This window comes from Nocardia transvalensis NBRC 15921, from assembly GCF_000308875.1.
Lineage (GTDB): Bacteria > Actinomycetota > Actinomycetes > Mycobacteriales > Mycobacteriaceae > Nocardia > Nocardia transvalensis.
In genome coordinates, this window is sequence record NZ_BAGL01000044.1 from 43,869 (window position 1) to 60,321 (window position 16,453).

The 16,453-nt window shown below is 68.2% G+C and carries 17 protein-coding genes; 11 read left to right on the forward strand and 6 right to left on the reverse strand.

The genetic code is table 11. The features are described 5' to 3' along the window. Positions 1 to 129 precede the first annotated feature (129 nt). Positions 130 to 1,236 carry a Gfo/Idh/MocA family protein gene (locus ON41_RS13625; RefSeq protein WP_218003444.1) on the reverse strand — a complete coding sequence of 369 codons (1,107 nt, stop codon included), beginning with the start codon at positions 1,234 to 1,236 and terminating at the stop codon, positions 130 to 132. A gap of 46 nt (positions 1,237 to 1,282) precedes the next feature. Then, entirely contained in the window at positions 1,283 to 2,254 is a 972-nt protein-coding gene (locus tag ON41_RS13630; RefSeq protein ID WP_040747997.1) for an aldo/keto reductase, read from the reverse strand. Between the two features lie 374 nt (positions 2,255 to 2,628). Here ON41_RS13630 and ON41_RS13635 point away from each other — a divergent pair, with 374 nt between their 5' ends. Together ON41_RS13635 and ON41_RS13640 are read left to right on the forward strand one after the other, a co-directional pair. After that, complete coding sequence (locus ON41_RS13635) at positions 2,629 to 3,072, forward strand: MarR family winged helix-turn-helix transcriptional regulator (protein ID WP_246461685.1); 444 nt, start codon at positions 2,629 to 2,631, stop codon at positions 3,070 to 3,072. A 432-nt stretch (positions 3,073 to 3,504) separates the two neighbouring features. After that, on the forward strand, positions 3,505 to 4,392 hold the full coding sequence (locus tag ON41_RS13640; protein WP_040747965.1) for an exodeoxyribonuclease III: 888 nt from the start codon (positions 3,505 to 3,507) through the stop codon (positions 4,390 to 4,392). 47 nt (positions 4,393 to 4,439) lie between these two features. On the opposite strand, the gene ON41_RS13645 is transcribed toward ON41_RS13640, so the two are convergent. After that, on the reverse strand, positions 4,440 to 5,471 hold the full coding sequence (locus tag ON41_RS13645; protein WP_040747966.1) for a LuxR C-terminal-related transcriptional regulator: 1,032 nt from the start codon (positions 5,469 to 5,471) through the stop codon (positions 4,440 to 4,442). A 137-nt stretch (positions 5,472 to 5,608) separates the two neighbouring features. On the opposite strand from ON41_RS13645, the gene ON41_RS41565 reads away from it, so the two are divergent. Together ON41_RS41565 and ON41_RS41570 are read left to right on the forward strand one after the other, a co-directional pair. Then, positions 5,609 to 6,616 (forward strand): cupin domain-containing protein, encoded by a 1,008-nt coding sequence (locus tag ON41_RS41565; protein WP_063709873.1) that lies wholly within the window; start codon positions 5,609 to 5,611, stop codon positions 6,614 to 6,616. Further along, positions 6,613 to 6,780 (forward strand): hypothetical protein, encoded by a 168-nt coding sequence (locus ON41_RS41570; protein ID WP_157185458.1) that lies wholly within the window; start codon positions 6,613 to 6,615, stop codon positions 6,778 to 6,780. The genes ON41_RS41565 and ON41_RS41570 overlap by 4 nt, the downstream gene beginning before the upstream one ends. A 422-nt stretch (positions 6,781 to 7,202) precedes the next feature. Here ON41_RS41570 and ON41_RS13655 read toward each other — a convergent pair whose 3' ends face one another. Then, positions 7,203 to 8,438, reverse strand: a complete 1,236-nt coding sequence (locus ON41_RS13655) for an FAD-dependent monooxygenase (protein ID WP_051161391.1) — start codon at positions 8,436 to 8,438, stop codon at positions 7,203 to 7,205. A gap of 94 nt (positions 8,439 to 8,532) precedes the next feature. On the opposite strand from ON41_RS13655, the gene ON41_RS13660 reads away from it, so the two are divergent. After that, positions 8,533 to 9,279 (forward strand): TetR family transcriptional regulator, encoded by a 747-nt coding sequence (locus tag ON41_RS13660; protein WP_040747967.1) that lies wholly within the window; start codon positions 8,533 to 8,535, stop codon positions 9,277 to 9,279. Between the two features lie 243 nt (positions 9,280 to 9,522). Here ON41_RS13660 and ON41_RS13665 read toward each other — a convergent pair whose 3' ends face one another. Next, complete coding sequence (locus ON41_RS13665) at positions 9,523 to 10,497, reverse strand: GlxA family transcriptional regulator (protein WP_051161393.1); 975 nt, start codon at positions 10,495 to 10,497, stop codon at positions 9,523 to 9,525. A 147-nt stretch (positions 10,498 to 10,644) separates the two neighbouring features. Between ON41_RS13665 and ON41_RS13670 the strand changes: the two genes are divergently transcribed. Together ON41_RS13670 and ON41_RS13675 are read left to right on the forward strand one after the other, a co-directional pair. Continuing rightward, positions 10,645 to 11,076, forward strand: coding sequence for a VOC family protein (locus ON41_RS13670; protein WP_040747969.1), 432 nt, complete (start codon positions 10,645 to 10,647; stop codon positions 11,074 to 11,076). Positions 11,077 to 11,161: 85 nt separating this feature from the next. Beyond that, the gene (locus tag ON41_RS13675) at positions 11,162 to 11,683 is read left to right on the forward strand and encodes a DUF4254 domain-containing protein (protein WP_157185459.1); all 522 of its coding nucleotides are present in this window, start codon (positions 11,162 to 11,164) and stop codon (positions 11,681 to 11,683) included. Positions 11,684 to 11,913: 230 nt separating this feature from the next. Here the strand turns inward: ON41_RS13675 and ON41_RS41575 are convergent, their stop codons facing one another. Beyond that, complete coding sequence (locus ON41_RS41575; protein ID WP_157185460.1) at positions 11,914 to 12,114, reverse strand: hypothetical protein; 201 nt, start codon at positions 12,112 to 12,114, stop codon at positions 11,914 to 11,916. Between the two features lie 487 nt (positions 12,115 to 12,601). Between ON41_RS41575 and ON41_RS42270 the strand changes: the two genes are divergently transcribed. From ON41_RS42270 to recN, 4 genes are read left to right on the forward strand one after another with little or no spacing between them, the layout of a single operon-like run. Continuing rightward, entirely contained in the window at positions 12,602 to 12,898 is a 297-nt protein-coding gene (locus tag ON41_RS42270; protein WP_246461684.1) for a hypothetical protein, read from the forward strand. Between the two features lies 1 nt (position 12,899). Then, positions 12,900 to 13,730 carry a TlyA family RNA methyltransferase gene (locus tag ON41_RS13685; protein ID WP_040747970.1) on the forward strand — a complete coding sequence of 277 codons (831 nt, stop codon included), beginning with the start codon at positions 12,900 to 12,902 and terminating at the stop codon, positions 13,728 to 13,730. Further along, entirely contained in the window at positions 13,727 to 14,692 is a 966-nt protein-coding gene (locus ON41_RS13690; RefSeq protein WP_040748002.1) for an NAD kinase, read from the forward strand. The genes ON41_RS13685 and ON41_RS13690 overlap by 4 nt, the downstream gene beginning before the upstream one ends. Then, positions 14,670 to 16,448 (forward strand): DNA repair protein RecN, encoded by a 1,779-nt coding sequence (gene recN / locus ON41_RS13695; protein WP_040747971.1) that lies wholly within the window; start codon positions 14,670 to 14,672, stop codon positions 16,446 to 16,448. Before ON41_RS13690 ends, recN begins: the two co-directional genes overlap by 23 nt. Positions 16,449 to 16,453: the final 5 nt, after the last annotated feature.

A 16,453-nucleotide genomic window follows, 5' to 3' on the forward strand; every position in this document is an offset into this window, starting at 1 on the left:
GAGTCGGGGGAGGAGGATGACTTTGCCGTGAGTGTGGCCCGTGGCAGGGCCATGGTGACGAGGGACTGAAATCGTCAACGCCCGTATCCGTCACGCCAGTAATGCACGGTGCCGCGAGGTGCGGTGGCGTCAGTGCCGGACGCCGGTCCGGGCGGCTTGTTCGACTCGGGCGATGAGACGGCTGTTGTGGGCGGCGTGCTGGAAACCCGGGGTGTGGTGGGTGCCGTTTGTGATGTCGCGGGCCAGGCTGGCGTAGACCTCGCCGACGTTGATGGAAGCGCCCGTCCAGATGTTGGCGGCGGTGGGTCCCGCACCGGTGGCGACCGGGCGGTCGGGCGCGGTGAAGCCGACGCTCGACGAGAGGGTGAGGTCGCCGACCTGAACGCCCGCGGGGTGGTCGCCCGTCAGCTTCAGCCAGCCCTCCGATCCGCGTACTTCCAGACTGAAGTGGGCGTCGGAGGCGGGCACGCCCGCCAGGATCTGCACCCCGACCGACGCCCCCGAGGAGGTCTTGGCGATGGCGTCGAGGTGATCCGGGACCTCGCGGACAGATACCGCGCCGGTGTCGACCAACTTCACCTGGGGCCAAAGGAGTTCGGTGCGGGCGTCGATCTCGGTGATGGCGCCGAGAACGGCCTCGACCACATCCAGGACGTGGCCCGCGGCAATGGTGAGGAAGCCGGCTCCGGACGCTGCCTTGTCGAAGTACTCGTACGCGCTCACCGACTCCGGGCCGTTGCCAAAGGTCGTCGCGGCGACTCGCGCCGAGAGCAGCCGCCCGAGCCGGCCCTCAGCGATGATCTCCGCCGCGCGGCGTACCGAGGGGTTGAGTCGGCCCTGCAGGCCGATCGCGGTGTGCAGCGAGCCTGCCGCCTCGGCCATTTCTTCCGCCTGCGCGACGGTCGAGCCCAGTGGCGACTCCGAATACACGGCCTTGTTCGCTGCGAGCGCCGCCAGCACGAGCTCGCGGTGAGCCGGCACCTTGACCGCCACGGTGACGAGGTCGATCGACGGATCGCCGATGAGCTCGAACGGATCGGCGTACCAACGTCGGGCGCCGAACGCCTCCGCAGCGCTGCGAGCGCTCTCCGCATGCCGTGTCGCCACGGCCGCAAGTTCGAACGCCGGCTGGGCCGCCAGCGCGGGGATATGCGATGCCCCCGCCCAGCTCGCCTTCGTGTCCGCACCGATGATGCCGACACGAATCACATTGCTTGCCATGATGTAAAGCTCCATTCATCCATAGACAAAATTTGGGGCGGACCCCGCACCGCACGTTTTTTCAACGGTCGATGGCGGCCATGTCGGGCTCCGCATGGCGGTCACCGGACGCAGGTGGCAGGTTGTTCAGCCGGGCGATCTGATCGGCAGTGAGCCGGATACCGTCGGCGGCGCTGTTTTCTTCGAGCCGGTCGACTCGCTTGGTCCCCGGGATAGGTGCGATGCCGTCGCCCTGTGCGAGTAACCAGGCCAGCGCGACCTGTGCGGGCGTGCCATCGATTTCGTCTGAGACTTCGCGTACCTCATCGGCGATACGCAGGTTGCGCGCGAGGTTTCCGCCGGTGAACCGGGGATTGGTGCGACGCCAGTCGGCGGCGTCGAGGCCATCGAGGGAGCGGATATGACCGGTGAGGAAGCCGTGCCCCAGCGGCGAGTAGGGGACCAAACCGATCCCGAGCTCCCGCAACGTGGGTAGCACCTCGATCTCGGGGTCGCGGGTCCACAGCGAGTACTCGGATTGGACGGCTGCCACTGGATGAACGGCATCGGCCCGGCGGATCGTCGCCGCAGCTGCCTCGGAGAGCCCGATGTGGCGCACCTTGCCCGCGGCTACCAACTCGCTCAATGCTCCCACTGTTTCCTCGATCGGAGTGCCGGGGTCGACCCGGTGTTGGTAGTACAGGTCGATGTAGTCGGTTCCGAGCCTGCGCAGCGAGCCGTCGACAGCTGCGCGGAGGTTGGCCGGTGTGCTGTCCGGGCCCGGACGGCCGGTGTGCGAGATCAGGCCGAATTTGGTCGCGAGAACGACGTTGTCCCGGCGGCCCTTGACGGCGCGACCCACCAATTCCTCGTTGAGGTAGGGCCCATAGACCTCGGCGGTGTCCAGATGTGTGACGCCGAGATCCACGGCGCGCCGAATGGTACGAATCGACTCGGCCTCGTCCCGGCCGGCGCCGGTGTAGAACGCCGACATCCCCATGGTCCCGAGGCCGATGCGCGAGACCTCCATCCCGCCCAGCGATGTGAACTGCATCGGGTTGTCCCTTCCTGGATCCACTCGCAGGTTCCGCGTTTCGATGCGAAACCGATCTCGCGCCGCCGACAGACGCGTCACGGCTCCGATGGCACACAGCGCCTCCGACGGTTACGTGATCAGCCGGCAGCGCGACGAACTTGATGAATCAAGAACTACCCTCTTCTTCTTGACCTGTCAAGAAGTTCGGCTAAGGTGGCCTCATGGCGAGTACGGCAGCTGGCACGACAGGGCAACGGGGGCGGCGTCCGCGGAACACTTCGGCGACAGCGGGCGAAGAAGCTTCCGGCGCAGGGGAATCCACTGCACCGCATCCAGGAACGCGATGGCTGAACGACGATGAGCGGGCGGCGTGGCTGGCCAACTCCGCGCTCATGATCAGCTTGCCGGCTGCCCTCGACGCGAGGATGCAACGCGAGGCCGAGCTGACCTTCTTCGAGTACATGGTGCTGTCGGTCCTGTCCGAACAGCCTGATCGCACGCTGCAGATGAGCGATCTGGCCGCGCGGACCGCGGCATCGTTGTCGCGGTTGTCGCATGTCGCCGCGCGGCTGGAGAAGCGCGAACTACTCACCCGGGCCCGCGTTCCCGGCTCCGGCAGACGCACCGTGGCAATGCTCACCGAGGCCGGCTACCAAGCGGTTGTGGCGGCGGCACCGGGGCACGTCGCCGCGGTCCGCGAATACCTGATCGACGAGCTCGAGCCGCACGATCTGGCGGCACTGTGCCGCATCGGCACCGCGGTCGCCGCCGCCCTCGAGCGCGAGCAACTCGACGCGGCCTCTACGGCAGCTCCGCGTGAAACATCGACGGCATAGTCACACAGCCATCCCACGTACTCCCGCCCCGCGGACTGTGGATTCAAGGGGGGTCCCGGCCTGATTCGCTGACCGGACAGCGGGAAGGCGCCGTCCCTCCATCGGCGGCCACGACGACACTGAGCAACGGCGTCTCTCGAGATTCGCTATGTCAGTGGTGCGGAACCAGGGCGATTGCTGCCGCGCAGGCGAAGCCTCTCGTTGCACTGCTGAGGTGGTAGTCAGGCCGCTTCGAAGTTGGCTGACCCTGAATTCCGGTGAATTGCAGGTCCAGTTGCCCTTGCTTTGTGTTTCCTCGAAGAACACGCGCGGGATGCAGACCCTGAACGTTCACCTGAGAGCCTGTGCTGATTCGGGTAGAACACGGCCGGTTGCAGGTCGCGTATCGGAGCTGCCCGGGTGAGAGGTATGGGGCTCCGGCACAGTGTTGCCATGGGTTTGTCGGTCGCTGACTCTTTCACTGTCGCCACTTTCAATGTCAACGGAATCCGCGCGTCACGTCGTCGTGGATTCGATCAGTGGTTGCGGGCCAGGTCGGCGGATGTGGTCGCGTTGCAGGAGCTGCGTTGTCCCGCAGCCGATGTGGGAACCTTCCCGGGCTATTCGGCGGCGGTGGACGTCGGTTCCGTGGCCGGTCGTAACGGCGTGGCAGTACTGACGAGGGTTCCCGCCGCCGCCGTGCGGACGTGGGTGACCCACCCGCCCAGGGCCCGGGGACTCGGTGAGTTCGCCGCGCAGGGACGCTATATCGAGGTAGATCTGGCCGACCGCCCGGTGACGGTGGCCTCGCTTTATCTCCCCAAGGGTGGTCTGCCCGCGCATCTCCAGCGCCCGGGATCGATGCGCGAACTGCCCGACGGTGGGGTCAAGTACGAACGGAAGCAGAGGTTCCTCGCGGCGTTCGCCCGCGAAGTGCACCGGAACCGGCTCGCTGCGCTGAGTGCGGGACGCGAGTTCGTCCTCACCGGGGATCTGAACATCGCGCACACCCGACACGATGTCACCAACTGGCGTGCCGCCCGCACGATGGACGGCTTCCTGCCTGCCGACCGCGAGTGGTTCAGTTCGGTTCTCGGCACGCGCCGGCTCGTCGACGTGGTGCGACAGGTGCACGGCGATCGCCCGGGTCCACTCACCTGGTGGAGTTGGGCGGGTCGATCGTTCGCCAAGGATGTGGGTTGGCGAGTGGACCACCAACTCGCGACGCCCGGTCTCGCCCGCCTCGCGACGGCTGTCGTCGTCGACAAGGAACCGTCACCCGCCGAGCGGCTCTCCGACCACGCGCCCCTCGTGGTGACCTACTCGGCGATGCCTGACTGATGATTTCGCGGATGGTGCCGGCGAGCCGTCGCGGCACCTCGGGATCGTCAGAGACCGTAGATCTCGCCGACCACCTGGGAGACGAGCTGTCCCCGGCTGGACACGCCGACCTTGGCGAACAGGGACTTGAGGTGGCTCTGGACGGTGTGTGCGGAGACCTGCAGCTCGGCGGCGATGGCGGGTGTCGACGCGCCGGCGATCACGCACTGCAGCATCTGCTGCTCCCGAGGGCTCAGTGCGTAGACGAGTGCCAGTAGACGGGCGATGTCGGAAGTCGGGGCGGGCTGGATGACCACCGAGACGCTGTCGTCGTCGGCGCCGCCGTCCATCGCGGACCCCCAGAGTGACAGCCATTGGCCGGTGCGGGACCGCACTCGCAGGTAGGACTTCGCGCCATGCCCGGCGCGGGACGCGGACGCGACCTCGTGCAGCGCCATCTGGTGTGGCGACAGCTCGTCCAGCCATTGCTTGGCGGCTTCGTTGGAGGCCGTGATCCCGCCCCGGTGGTCCAGCATCAGCACACCGGGATTGCCCGGAGTCGCGCCCAGTGAGGTGCCGGGCCGTCCGGCCGCGCGGCGCAGTGCCACGGCTACCGAGCGGGAGATGGCCTCCGCGAGGTTCGCGTCGTGCGGGGTGAAGCAGGGGCGGTTGTGGCCGCGGAACAGGGACAATGCGCCCCAGCACTGCCTGTCGGCGAGGAAGACGATCCGCATCTCGTCTTGTGCGTCGATTATGGGCAGCACGGTGCGGAACCGGTGGCTGCGCTCGGGTTCGCCGCCGGTGCTGTGGTTGAGCATGCCGACTGATCGCTGCGACCGGGCCAGGTCGGCGAACTTGTCCACGTCGTCGACCAGGTACTCGTTGTGGGTGGCGACGGATCCGCCGCCTGGTGGAATGCCCCCGGACACCTCATCGGTGAGAAGCAGCGTCCACGGGTCGGTGGTGGCGAAACAGTAGGCATCGTGAGGGATCACGCGGCCGAGACGGCTGACTATCTCGGTACGCAACGTGCGCGACTCCAGGTCGAGCCCGCACGCCCGCTCGACGCTGTGCAGCGCGTCACGTTCCGTGACCGACATTCGAGCCATAAAACCCCGCACTCTACCCGGAAACCCGATCTTGCGGAACCCCCTGATTCGGGCATACCGGCGCCACGGGACCGGTTCTAGCCTGCTTCCGGGCAGTGCCACGACACACGAATCGGATGGACGGACAGATGGCAATCTCGTACGCGGCAGAGGCGGCCGACCACCAGCAGCTGGAATGGCTCGGTGGCGGTGTCATGCATGTCCTTCTCGACGGCGAGCACACGGGCGGGCAGTTCGCGATGTTCCGGTCGTCCGCGCCGACCGGGGCGGCTTCACCGGCGCACGTGCACACACGCGAGGACGAGATCGTCGTGATGCTGAGTGGCAGCGCCGTCTTCTGGGTCGGCGAACAGCGCTTCGAGGTGGGTGAGGGCGGCGTCGCGTTCCTGCCACGTGGTGTTCGGCACGCCTACCGCATCACGTCCGACGCGGACATGCTGGTGCTGAGCACACCGTCCGGTCTGGAGGACTTCTTCCGCGGTGCGGGCCACGACCTGAAGACGCCGAAACCGGAAGGGTGGCAGATCACGCCGGAGACCATGGGCAAGGCAGCGGCGGCGAACGGGCAGATCATTCTCGGTCCGCCGCTCGCCCTCGACGGCGTACTGCCCGCCAACGCGGACGTGGACTCGGATGGTGTCCCGTACGTGGCGCAGGCCAGTGAGCACGAGACGCTGGCGTGGCTCGGTGGCGGCATGATGCGGATCCTGCTCGACAAGGACCACACGGGCGGCCGACTCTCCCTGTTCCGGTCCAGCGCGTCGGCGGGCTCGGCGTCGCCGGTATACGTGCACAGCATGGAAGACGAGATCATCGTGATGCTGAGCGGTAGTGGCATCTACTGGGTCGGCGAGCACCGCTATGAGCTGTCCGCGGGCGGTGTCGTGGTGGCGCCGCGCGGGGTGCCCATGGCCTACCGCATCACCTCCGACGCGGAGACCCTCGCGGTCGCCACGCCGGGTGGGCTGGAGACCTTCGTCCGCACCGCGGGTCGCGATGTGCGGCAGCCCCGCCCGGACAGCCGGGAGGTCTCGCACACCGTGCTGGCGGAGGCGTCCGAGAAGACAGGCCAGACGGTCCTCGGCGCGCCGCTCGAAGCGGACGACATGATCCCGGGAGCTCTCCTCGGCCTGTGAGCCAGCGGCTGGGCAGCGTCGGTCGCCCGTTCGACGGCCACACCGTGCGGCTGCTGCGTGCGCATCCGCTGATCGGCCAGTGCATGGTGATCGGCCCGGCGCAGATAGCGGGTCATCTTCCGACGGAAGTACATCTGTTCGGGCTGCCCCGCCAGATCGCGTAATGCGTTCTCCACGTGCGCATCTGCGATATCTCGGGCCGAGGGTGGTCGGCGACGGGCTTTGCGGTAGGCCCGCAGCGCGATCTGAATTCCGTGCGCGGCCAGCGCACGGCAGATCGACTCGACGCCGTAGACCTCGATCCTGCAGTAGCCCTTCGTTGTCGAGTAGGAGCCCGACGCTGGATGCCTGTGGGGGAGAGGGACGCTCAAATCCGCGGGAGACGCCGGCGCGGCCGACCGCAGACTGGCTGCCTGCTGCGGCTCTTCGACAGGTTCGTCTTCTTGCCCGGGGTTTACCGATGCGGTTGGTGCCGGCGGGCGCGCGGACGCGAAACCGAGCAAGATCGAATGTCGAGATTCCCGGCTTCGCCGCTGCCGCAGCTGCTTCGGCCGGACCCAGCTCGCCGATCAGAATCCATCGCAGGTCACGGCGTCCACTCCGAGGACGATTCGCTGGCACAGGACATCTGGGGAGCGCCGTAGTCGGCGAGGGGTTCGGTTGCCTTGGGGGACATGATGCGTTCCATGCCCGCCATCGATTCGAGCAGCGGCAGGCGCGTGATGGTGTTGCGCACCGCCATGCCCAGGCGCGACCTCGGCACTATGAGGCGGAGGTTGGGGCCGACCTGTTGTTTGCGGGCGATCAGGGGGCGGTGGGTCTGCTCGTAGCGGTCGAAGGCGACGCGGTGATCGCCTGCGGCCGTGGCCAGTTCGCCGGCCAGGCGGTAGGCGCCGATCAGGGCGAGTTCAGCGCCGGCGCCCGAGACCGGGGAGGCGCAGTAGGCGGCGTCGCCAACCAGCGCGATCCGACCCGTGGACCAGGAATCCATCCGGACCTGGCCGAGCGCGTCGATGTAGGCGTCCGGGTCGGCGAGCACGCTGGAGAGCAATTCCTGTACATGCCAAGCCTTTTCGGTGCCGAACTCCTCCGACAGCAGGGCGCGGGCCGCCTGCTGGTCGCGTAGGTCGATGTCGCGCTGGCGGCTGCGGAAGACGAGGTACGCCTTGGCCTGCGGGTGGTTGGCCGAACGGTAGATACCGGACATCCGGCCGGGGGTGTTGTGCACCGTGACCCACCGGTCGGGCCCCAATGTCGCGTCGGCATTCCCGAAGGCGAAGTAGTGGCCCATGTAGCGAACGAAATCCGATTCCGGGCCGAAGGCCAGGCGGCGGACCGACGAGTGCAGACCGTCGGCGCCGATCACCAGGTCGAAGCGGCGCGAAGGGCTGTTCGCGAAGGTGACGGTGACACCGTCGTCGTCCTGATCGAGGGCCTGGATGGAGTCGTCGAAGAGGTATTCGACGGTGTCCATGGTGATTTCGTGCAGAATCCGCACCAGGTCGCCGCGCATGATCTCGACTTCGGCGCTGTCGTACCTGTTCTTGATGCCGTCCATGTCGATGCGGGCGATCTCGCCGCCGTCGGCGCGGACGAACCGCATACCGGCGACATCGGCGGCGACCACCCGGGCCCGATCCATGATGCCCATGCGTTCGGCGACCACGATCGCCTGGTCGCGAATGTCCACGCCCTGTCCGCCAGTGCGCAGCCCGGGCGCGCGCTCGACGACGGTCGGCCGGAAGCCGTGGGCGGCAAGCCAATACGCCAGTGTCTGCCCTGCGATGCCAGCACCGGAAATCAGAATCTGCTGGTTCTTCATGACACTCTCCCTATCTCAAAAAAGCTGACCATCGGTCAGAAATTTGACTGTAGGGCACTGACCGGAGGTCAGTCAAGGGGTAGGATTTCGTCTCATGACCGACGACTCGCGTGCCCGAATCCTGAAGACGTCGCTCGCCCTGTTCGCCGAGCGCGGGTTCCACGCCGTCTCGGTGCGGGAGATCGCCGAGCAGATCGGCCTGACCAAAACCGCGGTGCTTTATCACTTTCCGAGCAAGATCGATATCGTCGTCGCGCTGGTCGAGCCGTTGCTGGTCGAGACCGAGGCGCTGCTGGAATCGATTCGGCCCATAGCGGATCCGGACGCACGGCGCTGGGCCGTGGTGGAGGGACTGCTCGACACCTGGCTGCGGCATACCCGGTTGCTGCGGATGCACATGCAGGATCAGGCCTTGTCCGCCGACGACGCGACTTATGCGCGACTGCGAGACATCGCCCTGTCGGCGCAGGAACTGATCGCCGGTCCGGGCGCCGACCTCGTCGCGCGGGTGCGGGCCGCGCAGGTGTATGCCGCGCTCAGTGATCCGGTGGTGTTCTTCGCGGACCAGCCCGAAGCCGAGGTGCGGACCGCGATTCTCGCAGGAGCGCAACGACTCCTGGGCTCACCACTGCGGCGCGGCGGGATTCGCTCCGAGGTAGCGAGGGAGACCCCGCACCGCAGGCCGAGCCGCGGCCGTCCGGGGGCGATGACCTCGGCAATGGTGGAATCCGCCCGGCGCATGCGCGGCAGCGGCAACTACACCGTCGGCGAGATCGCATCCGAACTGGGCGTATCCCGCGCGACGGTCTACCGGTATCTCACTACAGCTGCTGACACCTAGTCGCATAATTGCGAGAGACATTTGTGAGACGACGGGCGCGGGCGGGTCCGCGCCTGGAGGTCATGGCGGCGCTGGACCTACGCGGCATGCTCGCTTTGGCCCACCGCCGGGGCACCCGACCCCGACCACGAATCCGACATCGGACTGATGTCGAGTGCACGCAGACAGGCGACGACCCAGCCCGTGTCGAGGCCGCGCGGCACGCGGTCAGCGGCCGGCACGCTGTGGATGACGTTCGCTGACTTACCAGATCAGGGTGGATGACCGCAGCTCGGCCAGCGACATGCCCCGGCGCCGCCGGGCGAGGCTGCGCAGGGTGCTGCCGTTGAGGTAGCCGACTCTCGCCGCGACCGCGTCCACTGTCAGCGGTGTGGTGCGCAGCAGGTGCGCGGCGCGCTCGAGGCGGATATCGTCGACGAAATCTCGCGGAGACATGCCGAGTTCGGCGTGTGTAGCGCGTTGGAGGCTTCGTTCTGTGACGCCGAGTTCGTGGGCGGCCTGGGCGATCAGGAACCGCGTGCCGATGTGTTCGCGAACCCATCGCTCGAAGGCCGCCGTCACCGAGTCCCCGCGGGCGACCACCTCGGGGATCGAGAAGTTCGCCTGAGTCCGCCGGTTGCCCGCCGCCAGGTACCTGCCGACCAACTCGGCGAGAGCGGGGCTTCGTTCCTGGACCAGTGACAGCGCCAGATCCAGGTGAGACAGCGATGCCCCTGCTGTGGTCACGCGCCCGCCGCGGCACAGCGTCAAGCCTTCGTCGAGTCCGACCCGGGGATATCGTCGGCGGAAGCTGGGACCCAGCCACCAGCTGGTGGTCGCCGTCGAGCCGTCCAGCACGCCTGCCTCGGCCAGGAAGAACGTCCCTGTACACGCGGCAGCGAGATGCGCGCCGGACGCGTGCGTATCCCTGATCCGTTCGAGCAGGCAACCGTATTCCGGGGAGGAGACCAGCCGGATCAACGCCTCCGCGCCGAGAACGTTCACTGCCGGAACTACCACCACACCGAGGTCGCCGCCGAGCTGATCGAGCGGGATCGTAGGCACCGTGTGCCCGTAACTCGTACGGACGTGTGCCTCGAGCGCGGCGACTTGCACGCGCCATGGTCCGGGCGGCTCCTCGAATTCATTGCGTAGGGCGTTCGCCATTCCGAACGTCTCGAGCAGTGCGGTGAAGCCGAAATCGGCCACGCCGTCCATCACGACGATGGTCACGTCCATGTCGGAGATAGTACGGAACGTGTCGCGTCCGACACTGCTGATCGGCGAAGCGCGACCATAGAGTTGTCGATGTGATGCGACCTACTCCGGCGGGGGTGGTCGGAGCACTCGTCCAGCAGTCGTCCCTTCCGCCCTTCCGGAGTCGATATGCCGATCCTCGCAACCACCGGTACACACCACGTGCGCCTGACCGTGACCGACATCGAACGGTCCCGGGCCTTCTATCAGGATGTACTGGGATTCGAGGTTGTCGCCGAATCACCGGGCAGCCCAGCCGATCCCGTTGTCCGCACCGACCCCTACCGGTTGTACGGGGGGTGCGTGTTCCAAGCCAACGGGATGCTCCTGGGTCTACGGCCGGTCGCACCGGCCACCGACCGATTCGACTCCGAACGCGTCGGGCTCGACCATCTCAGCTTCTCCGTCCCCTCGAAGGACGAATTGTTCCGCGCCGCCGCCCGGCTCGACGACGCGGGCATCCACCATGGTGAGGTCACCGACATGGACCAATTCGGCATCGCGATCCTGTCCTTCACCGATCCCGACGGAATCCACCTCGAACTCACCTCCCCGCTGTGACACCCGGGACACGAAACCCGTTGTGACAGCTTCGGATACGGAATAGGCAATCATGTTCTCCTGGCGCTCCGGCAACGGTACGGCCATGGCCGCGGAGCTGCCGAGCGCTAGCGAGCTGCTCTGCGCGATGCACGGCCAGCACGTCTGCGGGGCGCTGTGCCACCTGGCACACGAACTCGCCGACGTGCATCGCCGGATGCGTGCTGGCCTGCGGCCGGACCTCGCACACCACCGCGCAACTCTGATCGTGAGCATCGACGACTGGGCGGCCAGTCATCTACCGGCGCCTGCGTGCGGTGCCCGTGTGCATACCGAAACGCTCGGACAGACCATCGACCACATCGCATCGGCCGCTGCGCGGGCGTTCCACATACTGATGACCGACGACCCCGCCGGAACACTCATGCACGCCGAATGGACACACCTCGCGGAACTCGAGATCGCCTACAGTGACCTCGCCCGCGACATCGAAAGCGGCCGCCGATGTCTACCCCCGGCCACGACGCGAGATGGAGCACAGGTCATGAGGAGAGCACGCACCAGCGGCAACGCCGCCCGTCAAGCGCGCGCTTCCACCGAGTACTCGGACAAACCAGTCTGCCGATAAATGACGAAATTGTTCATCCAGTTCGTGGCGCGCAGGTGCCCGCTACGCCTGCGAAGCGCTCGGCGCGCCCGGGTTCGAGGGCGTCGTCTGTGCGACCCGACTACGCGGATGGGCCTGGCGCGTCTCTGCTGATACCCGGTGTTGCGATGGTTGCACCCATCGAACTCGTCACGCTGCTGTTGTCCAGCGGAGGCAGGTGGATAACTGCCGCTGTTCATAGGCGAGTCCTCTCACGCGTGTCGGATGGTGGAACGCGAGGACGATCTGCGCCGGGCTTGATGCTCGGTCGCTATCGAGTCCACGGTGGAGAGCGTGAGCGCGTTGTTGGTGTGGTGGGGACGCGCGAGGGAGATCAAGGCGATGGTGGCTTGGGTCATGGTTCCTTCGACGATCAGTGGCCAGATCCAGGCTTGGTGGTAGACGTCGGTCACGGTGCCTGAACCTGGGGCGTGGCCGGCGTACTCGCGGGCAACCGCCCGTTGCGGTTGATCATGGCTTTCCCTCCGGCACCGGGAGTCAGCAGCGCGATGCGTCACCGATCCGCCACTCCAACCGGTCCCCGGGACGGAACCCCTGAGACTCCAGCAATGCACGATCCATCACACAGCCGTGAGAATCGACCGGCCGCAGCGAATAGCGAGCCGATGCCGGCCGCTGAAACGCCAACGGCGGCAACGGCAGGCGCGGTCGCGACTCGCCCGGTCCTGGCTTTCCAGGCCGATCCGGAGATCCGCCGGCGCCCCCGTGGATCACGGGAGACAGCGGCGGCGCGGCGGCGACCGGCACCACTCCCGGCGTAGTAGCGCCGTTGGTACGTCGTAGTTCCGTCGAAACAGAGTGAAGTTCGCCCCGAGGGCCGGTCAGTACGTGTGTTCGAATGGGGACTCGGGTAGCGTTGTCGGCACCATGACTAGCCCCATGTCTCGTCCGCAGGAAACCGGGTCCGACGGGCCCCGGCCGGGGGCGCCGCTGCCCGGTCAGCATCTCGCGGGGGCGAATACCGCCGAGTTCGCCGATCCGGAGCGGGTGCGCACGGAGATCGATGCCCTGCTGGCGGAACTGGCTGCGGGAGGGCGCGGTTCGGCCGGGGAGGGTCTCGCGGCCAGCCTGCCGACCTCGGCGAGCGCGGGCACCGATATCACGCGGCGCGCCCGCATCCTGGAACAGGCGCACGAAGTGCTGGTCCAGGCCCTGGCGACGGTGGACAAGATCTGAGTTGGCCAGGCGCGCGCGGGTGGACGCCGAACTGGTTCGCCGCGGATTGGCGCGGTCGCGGGAGCACGCGGTCGAGCTGATCGGCGCGGGCCGCGTCCTCATCAACGGTGCGGTCGCGTCGAAACCGGCGACGGCCGTGGAAACCGGCACCCCGCTGCTGGTGCGCGAGGAGCCCGACGAGGTCCAGTGGGCCTCGCGCGGCGCGCACAAGCTGCTGGGCGCGCTGGAGTCGTTCGAGCTGTCGGTCGACGGGGCTCGCTGCCTGGACGCCGGCGCGTCGACCGGCGGATTCACCGACGTCCTGCTCGCGCGGGGCGCGCGGGAGGTGGTGGCCGTCGACGTCGGCTACGGCCAGCTGGTGTGGCGGCTGCGCACCGACGACCGGGTGCGCGTGCACGATCGCACCAACGTGCGGGCATTGACGCCGGAGGCGATCGGCGGGACCGTCGATCTTGTGGTCGCCGATCTGTCGTTCATCTCGCTCGGCCTGGTCCTGCCCGCGCTGGCCGAGTGCGCCGCGCCGGGCGCCGACTTGCTGCCCATGGTCAAACCGCAGTTCGAGGTCGGCAAACAGCGGGTAGGCTCCGGCGGCGTGGTGCGGGATCCGGAATTGCGGGCGGAGGCGGTGCGCGAGGTCGCCGCCACGGCCGCCGGCCTGGGCCTGCGCACCCGGGGCGTGACGGCGAGCCCGCTGCCCGGTCCGTCCGGGAATGTCGAGTACTTCCTGTGGTTGCGCAAGGAGTCCGTGCAGCCGGAGGTTGATGTCGCGACCGAGCCGGAGACGGATGTCGCGTCGCTCGTGCGGCGGGCGGTCGAGGAGGGACCACAGTGAAACGGGAGATCCTGCTCGTCGCCCATCCCGGCCGGCCGGAACTGACCGATACCGCCCACCGGGTGGCGAAGATCTTCGCGGACGCGGGAATCGGCCTGCGTCTGCTGGAGGACGAGGCCTACAGCACCAGGCTCGACTGCGACGAGACCGGCGAACCGGACGGAGATCCGGTGCAGGTCGTCACCCACGGCCCCGAGGCGGCCGTCGGCTGCGAGATGGTGCTGGCGCTCGGCGGCGACGGCACCTTCCTGCGCGCCGCCGAGATGGCCCGCCCCGCCCGGGTGCCGGTGCTGGGAATCAACCTGGGCCGCATCGGATTTCTCACCGAGGCCGAGGCCGAGCACCTGGACGACGCGCTCGCCCAGGTCGTGCACGGCGACTACCGCATCGAACAGCGGATGACGATAGATGTCAGTGTGCGGGTCGATGATGTGGTGGTGGAACGCGGATGGGCTCTCAACGAGGCCAGCATCGAGAACGCCGCCCGGATGGGCGTGCTGGAGGTGGTGCTGGAGGTCGACGGCCGCCCCGTCTCTCAATTCGGCTGCGACGGGGTGCTGATCGCGACCCCGACCGGATCCACCGCGTACGCGTTCTCCGCGGGCGGCCCGGTGGTGTGGCCGGAGCTCGAGGCGCTGCTGGTGATCCCGAGCAACGCCCACGCCTTGTTCGCGCGCCCCCTGGTGACCAGCCCGGATTCGCGCATCGCGGTGGAAACCGTTGCGACGGGCCACGATGCGATAATTTTCCTGGACGGCCGCCGCACCGTGGCCCTGCCCAAGGGCGCGCGGTTCGAGGCGGTGCGCGGGACCGAACCGGTGCGCTGGGTGCGGCTGGATTCCGCACCCTTCGCCGACCGGATGGTGCGCAAGTTCCAACTGCCCGTGACAGGCTGGCGAGGCCGATCGTCCGAGCGATCGGGCGCGGAGGAGAGCACGAGTGCTGACAGAGATCAGGATTGACGGCCTGGGCGTCATATCCACCGCGACAGCGCAATTCCACGCGGGGCTGACATGTCTGACCGGTGAGACCGGCGCCGGCAAGACCATGGTGGTGACGAGTCTGCACCTGCTCGGCGGCGCGCGCGCCGATGCCGGGCGGGTGCGTCAGGGCGCGTCGCGGGCCGTGGTGGAGGGCCGGTTCACCGTCGACGAGGTGCACGACAGCGCCCGCGACGAGGTCGAGAAGGTGCTGGAATCGGCGGGGGCGCAACGCGACGACGACGGCAGCGTCATCGCCGTGCGGACCGTCGGCAGTGACGGGCGCTCGCGGGCGCACCTGGGCGGGCGCGGCGTCCCGGCGGCGGTGCTGGGCGATTTCACCGCGCCGCTGCTGACCGTGCACGGCCAGAACGACCAGCTGCGGCTGCAGCGTCCCGAACAGCAGCTGCGGGCGCTCGACCAGTTCGCGGGACCCTCGATGGACGGGCTGCTGCGCAAGTACCAGCTGGCCCGCCGCACCTGGTTGCAGGCGCGTGACGAACTGCGCGAGCGCACCGCCCGCAGCCGCGAACTGGCCCTGGAGGCCGATCGGTTGAAGTACTCGCTCGACGAGATCGACGCTATCGCACCGGAACCCGGCGAGGACGAGCGCATCGTGGCCGATGTGCGGCGGCTGTCGGATCTGGATTCGCTGCGCGAGACCGCGACCGCGGCGCACGAGGCGCTGGCCGGTCCGGAGGATTCCGCGGGGAACGGGTCCGGCGTGATGGATCTGCTGGGCGCCGCGCGGGCCCGCCTGGACTCGGCGGAGGACCGCGCCCTGGCGGACCTCGCGCCGCGGCTGGGCGAGGCGATCTCGGTCGTGGTCGACGTGACCACGGAGCTGAGCACCTATCTGTCGGATCTGCCCTCGGATCCGGGCGCGCTGGATTCGCTGCTGAACCGGCAGGCCGAATTGAAGACGCTGACCCGGAAATACGCGCCCGACATCGATGGCGTCATCGCGTGGGCCGACGACGCGCGCGGCCGGCTGGACTCGCTCGACGTCTCCGACGAGGCCCTCGCGGCGCTGGCGAAAGAGGTCGAGACGGCCGCCGAGGGGGTGCGCGAGACGGCGAAGAAGCTGACCGCCGCCCGGACCAAGGCCGCCAAGAAGCTGGCGTCCGCGGTGAGCGCCGAACTGTCCGGCCTGGCGATGGGTCGCGCGAAACTGGAGGTCGTGGTGCGCCCGCTCGCGGCCGCCGCGCAGGATTCGGCCCCGATCACGGTGGACGGCAAGGATTTACACGCCGGGTCCGCGGGCGTGGACGAGGTGGAGTTCCGGCTGTCGGCGCATTCGGGGGCGCAGTCGCTGCCGCTGAGCAAGAGTGCCTCCGGCGGTGAGCTGTCGCGCGTCATGCTGGCGCTCGAGGTGGTGCTGGCCAGTTCCGAACACGGCAGCACCATGGTCTTCGACGAGGTCGACGCCGGGGTCGGCGGCCGGGCCGCGGTCGAGATCGGCCGCCGCCTCGCCCGCCTGGCCCGCACCCACCAGGTCATCGTGGTGACCCACCTCCCGCAGGTCGCCGCCTTCGCCGACACCCACCTGGTCGTCGACAAGGTGGACGACGGCAAGGGCGTCAACAGCGGCGTCCACGCCCTCACCACCGACGAACGAGTCAAGGAACTCGCCCGCATGCTCGCCGGCCTCGACGACACCGAAACCGGCCGAGCCCACGCCGAGGAACTCCTGGAAACAGCCCGCGCCGAGAAGGACACGACCCCGGCAGCGGGCTGAGTTTC

Bases quoted from the DNA above. Each gene is read 5' to 3' on its own strand.
- ON41_RS13645 (WP_040747966.1), bottom strand. From the start codon at position 5,471: ATGTCGGTCACGGAACGTGACGCGCTGCACAGCGTCGAGCGGGCGTGC.
- ON41_RS13655 (WP_051161391.1), bottom strand. From the start codon at position 8,438: ATGAAGAACCAGCAGATTCTGATTTCCGGTGCTGGCATCGCAGGGCAG.
- ON41_RS13640 (WP_040747965.1), top strand. From the start codon at position 3,505: ATGGGTTTGTCGGTCGCTGACTCTTTCACTGTCGCCACTTTCAATGTC.
- ON41_RS13625 (WP_218003444.1), bottom strand. From the start codon at position 1,236: ATGGAGCTTTACATCATGGCAAGCAATGTGATTCGTGTCGGCATCATC.
- ON41_RS41565 (WP_063709873.1), top strand. From the start codon at position 5,609: ATGGCAATCTCGTACGCGGCAGAGGCGGCCGACCACCAGCAGCTGGAA.
- ON41_RS13665 (WP_051161393.1), bottom strand. From the start codon at position 10,497: ATGGACGTGACCATCGTCGTGATGGACGGCGTGGCCGATTTCGGCTTC.
- ON41_RS13630 (WP_040747997.1), bottom strand. From the start codon at position 2,254: ATGCAGTTCACATCGCTGGGCGGGATGGAGGTCTCGCGCATCGGCCTC.
- ON41_RS13635 (WP_246461685.1), top strand. From the start codon at position 2,629: ATGATCAGCTTGCCGGCTGCCCTCGACGCGAGGATGCAACGCGAGGCC.
- ON41_RS13670 (WP_040747969.1), top strand. From the start codon at position 10,645: ATGCCGATCCTCGCAACCACCGGTACACACCACGTGCGCCTGACCGTG.
- ON41_RS13675 (WP_157185459.1), top strand. From the start codon at position 11,162: ATGGCCGCGGAGCTGCCGAGCGCTAGCGAGCTGCTCTGCGCGATGCAC.
- ON41_RS13660 (WP_040747967.1), top strand. From the start codon at position 8,533: ATGACCGACGACTCGCGTGCCCGAATCCTGAAGACGTCGCTCGCCCTG.
- ON41_RS42270 (WP_246461684.1), top strand. From the start codon at position 12,602: ATGTCTCGTCCGCAGGAAACCGGGTCCGACGGGCCCCGGCCGGGGGCG.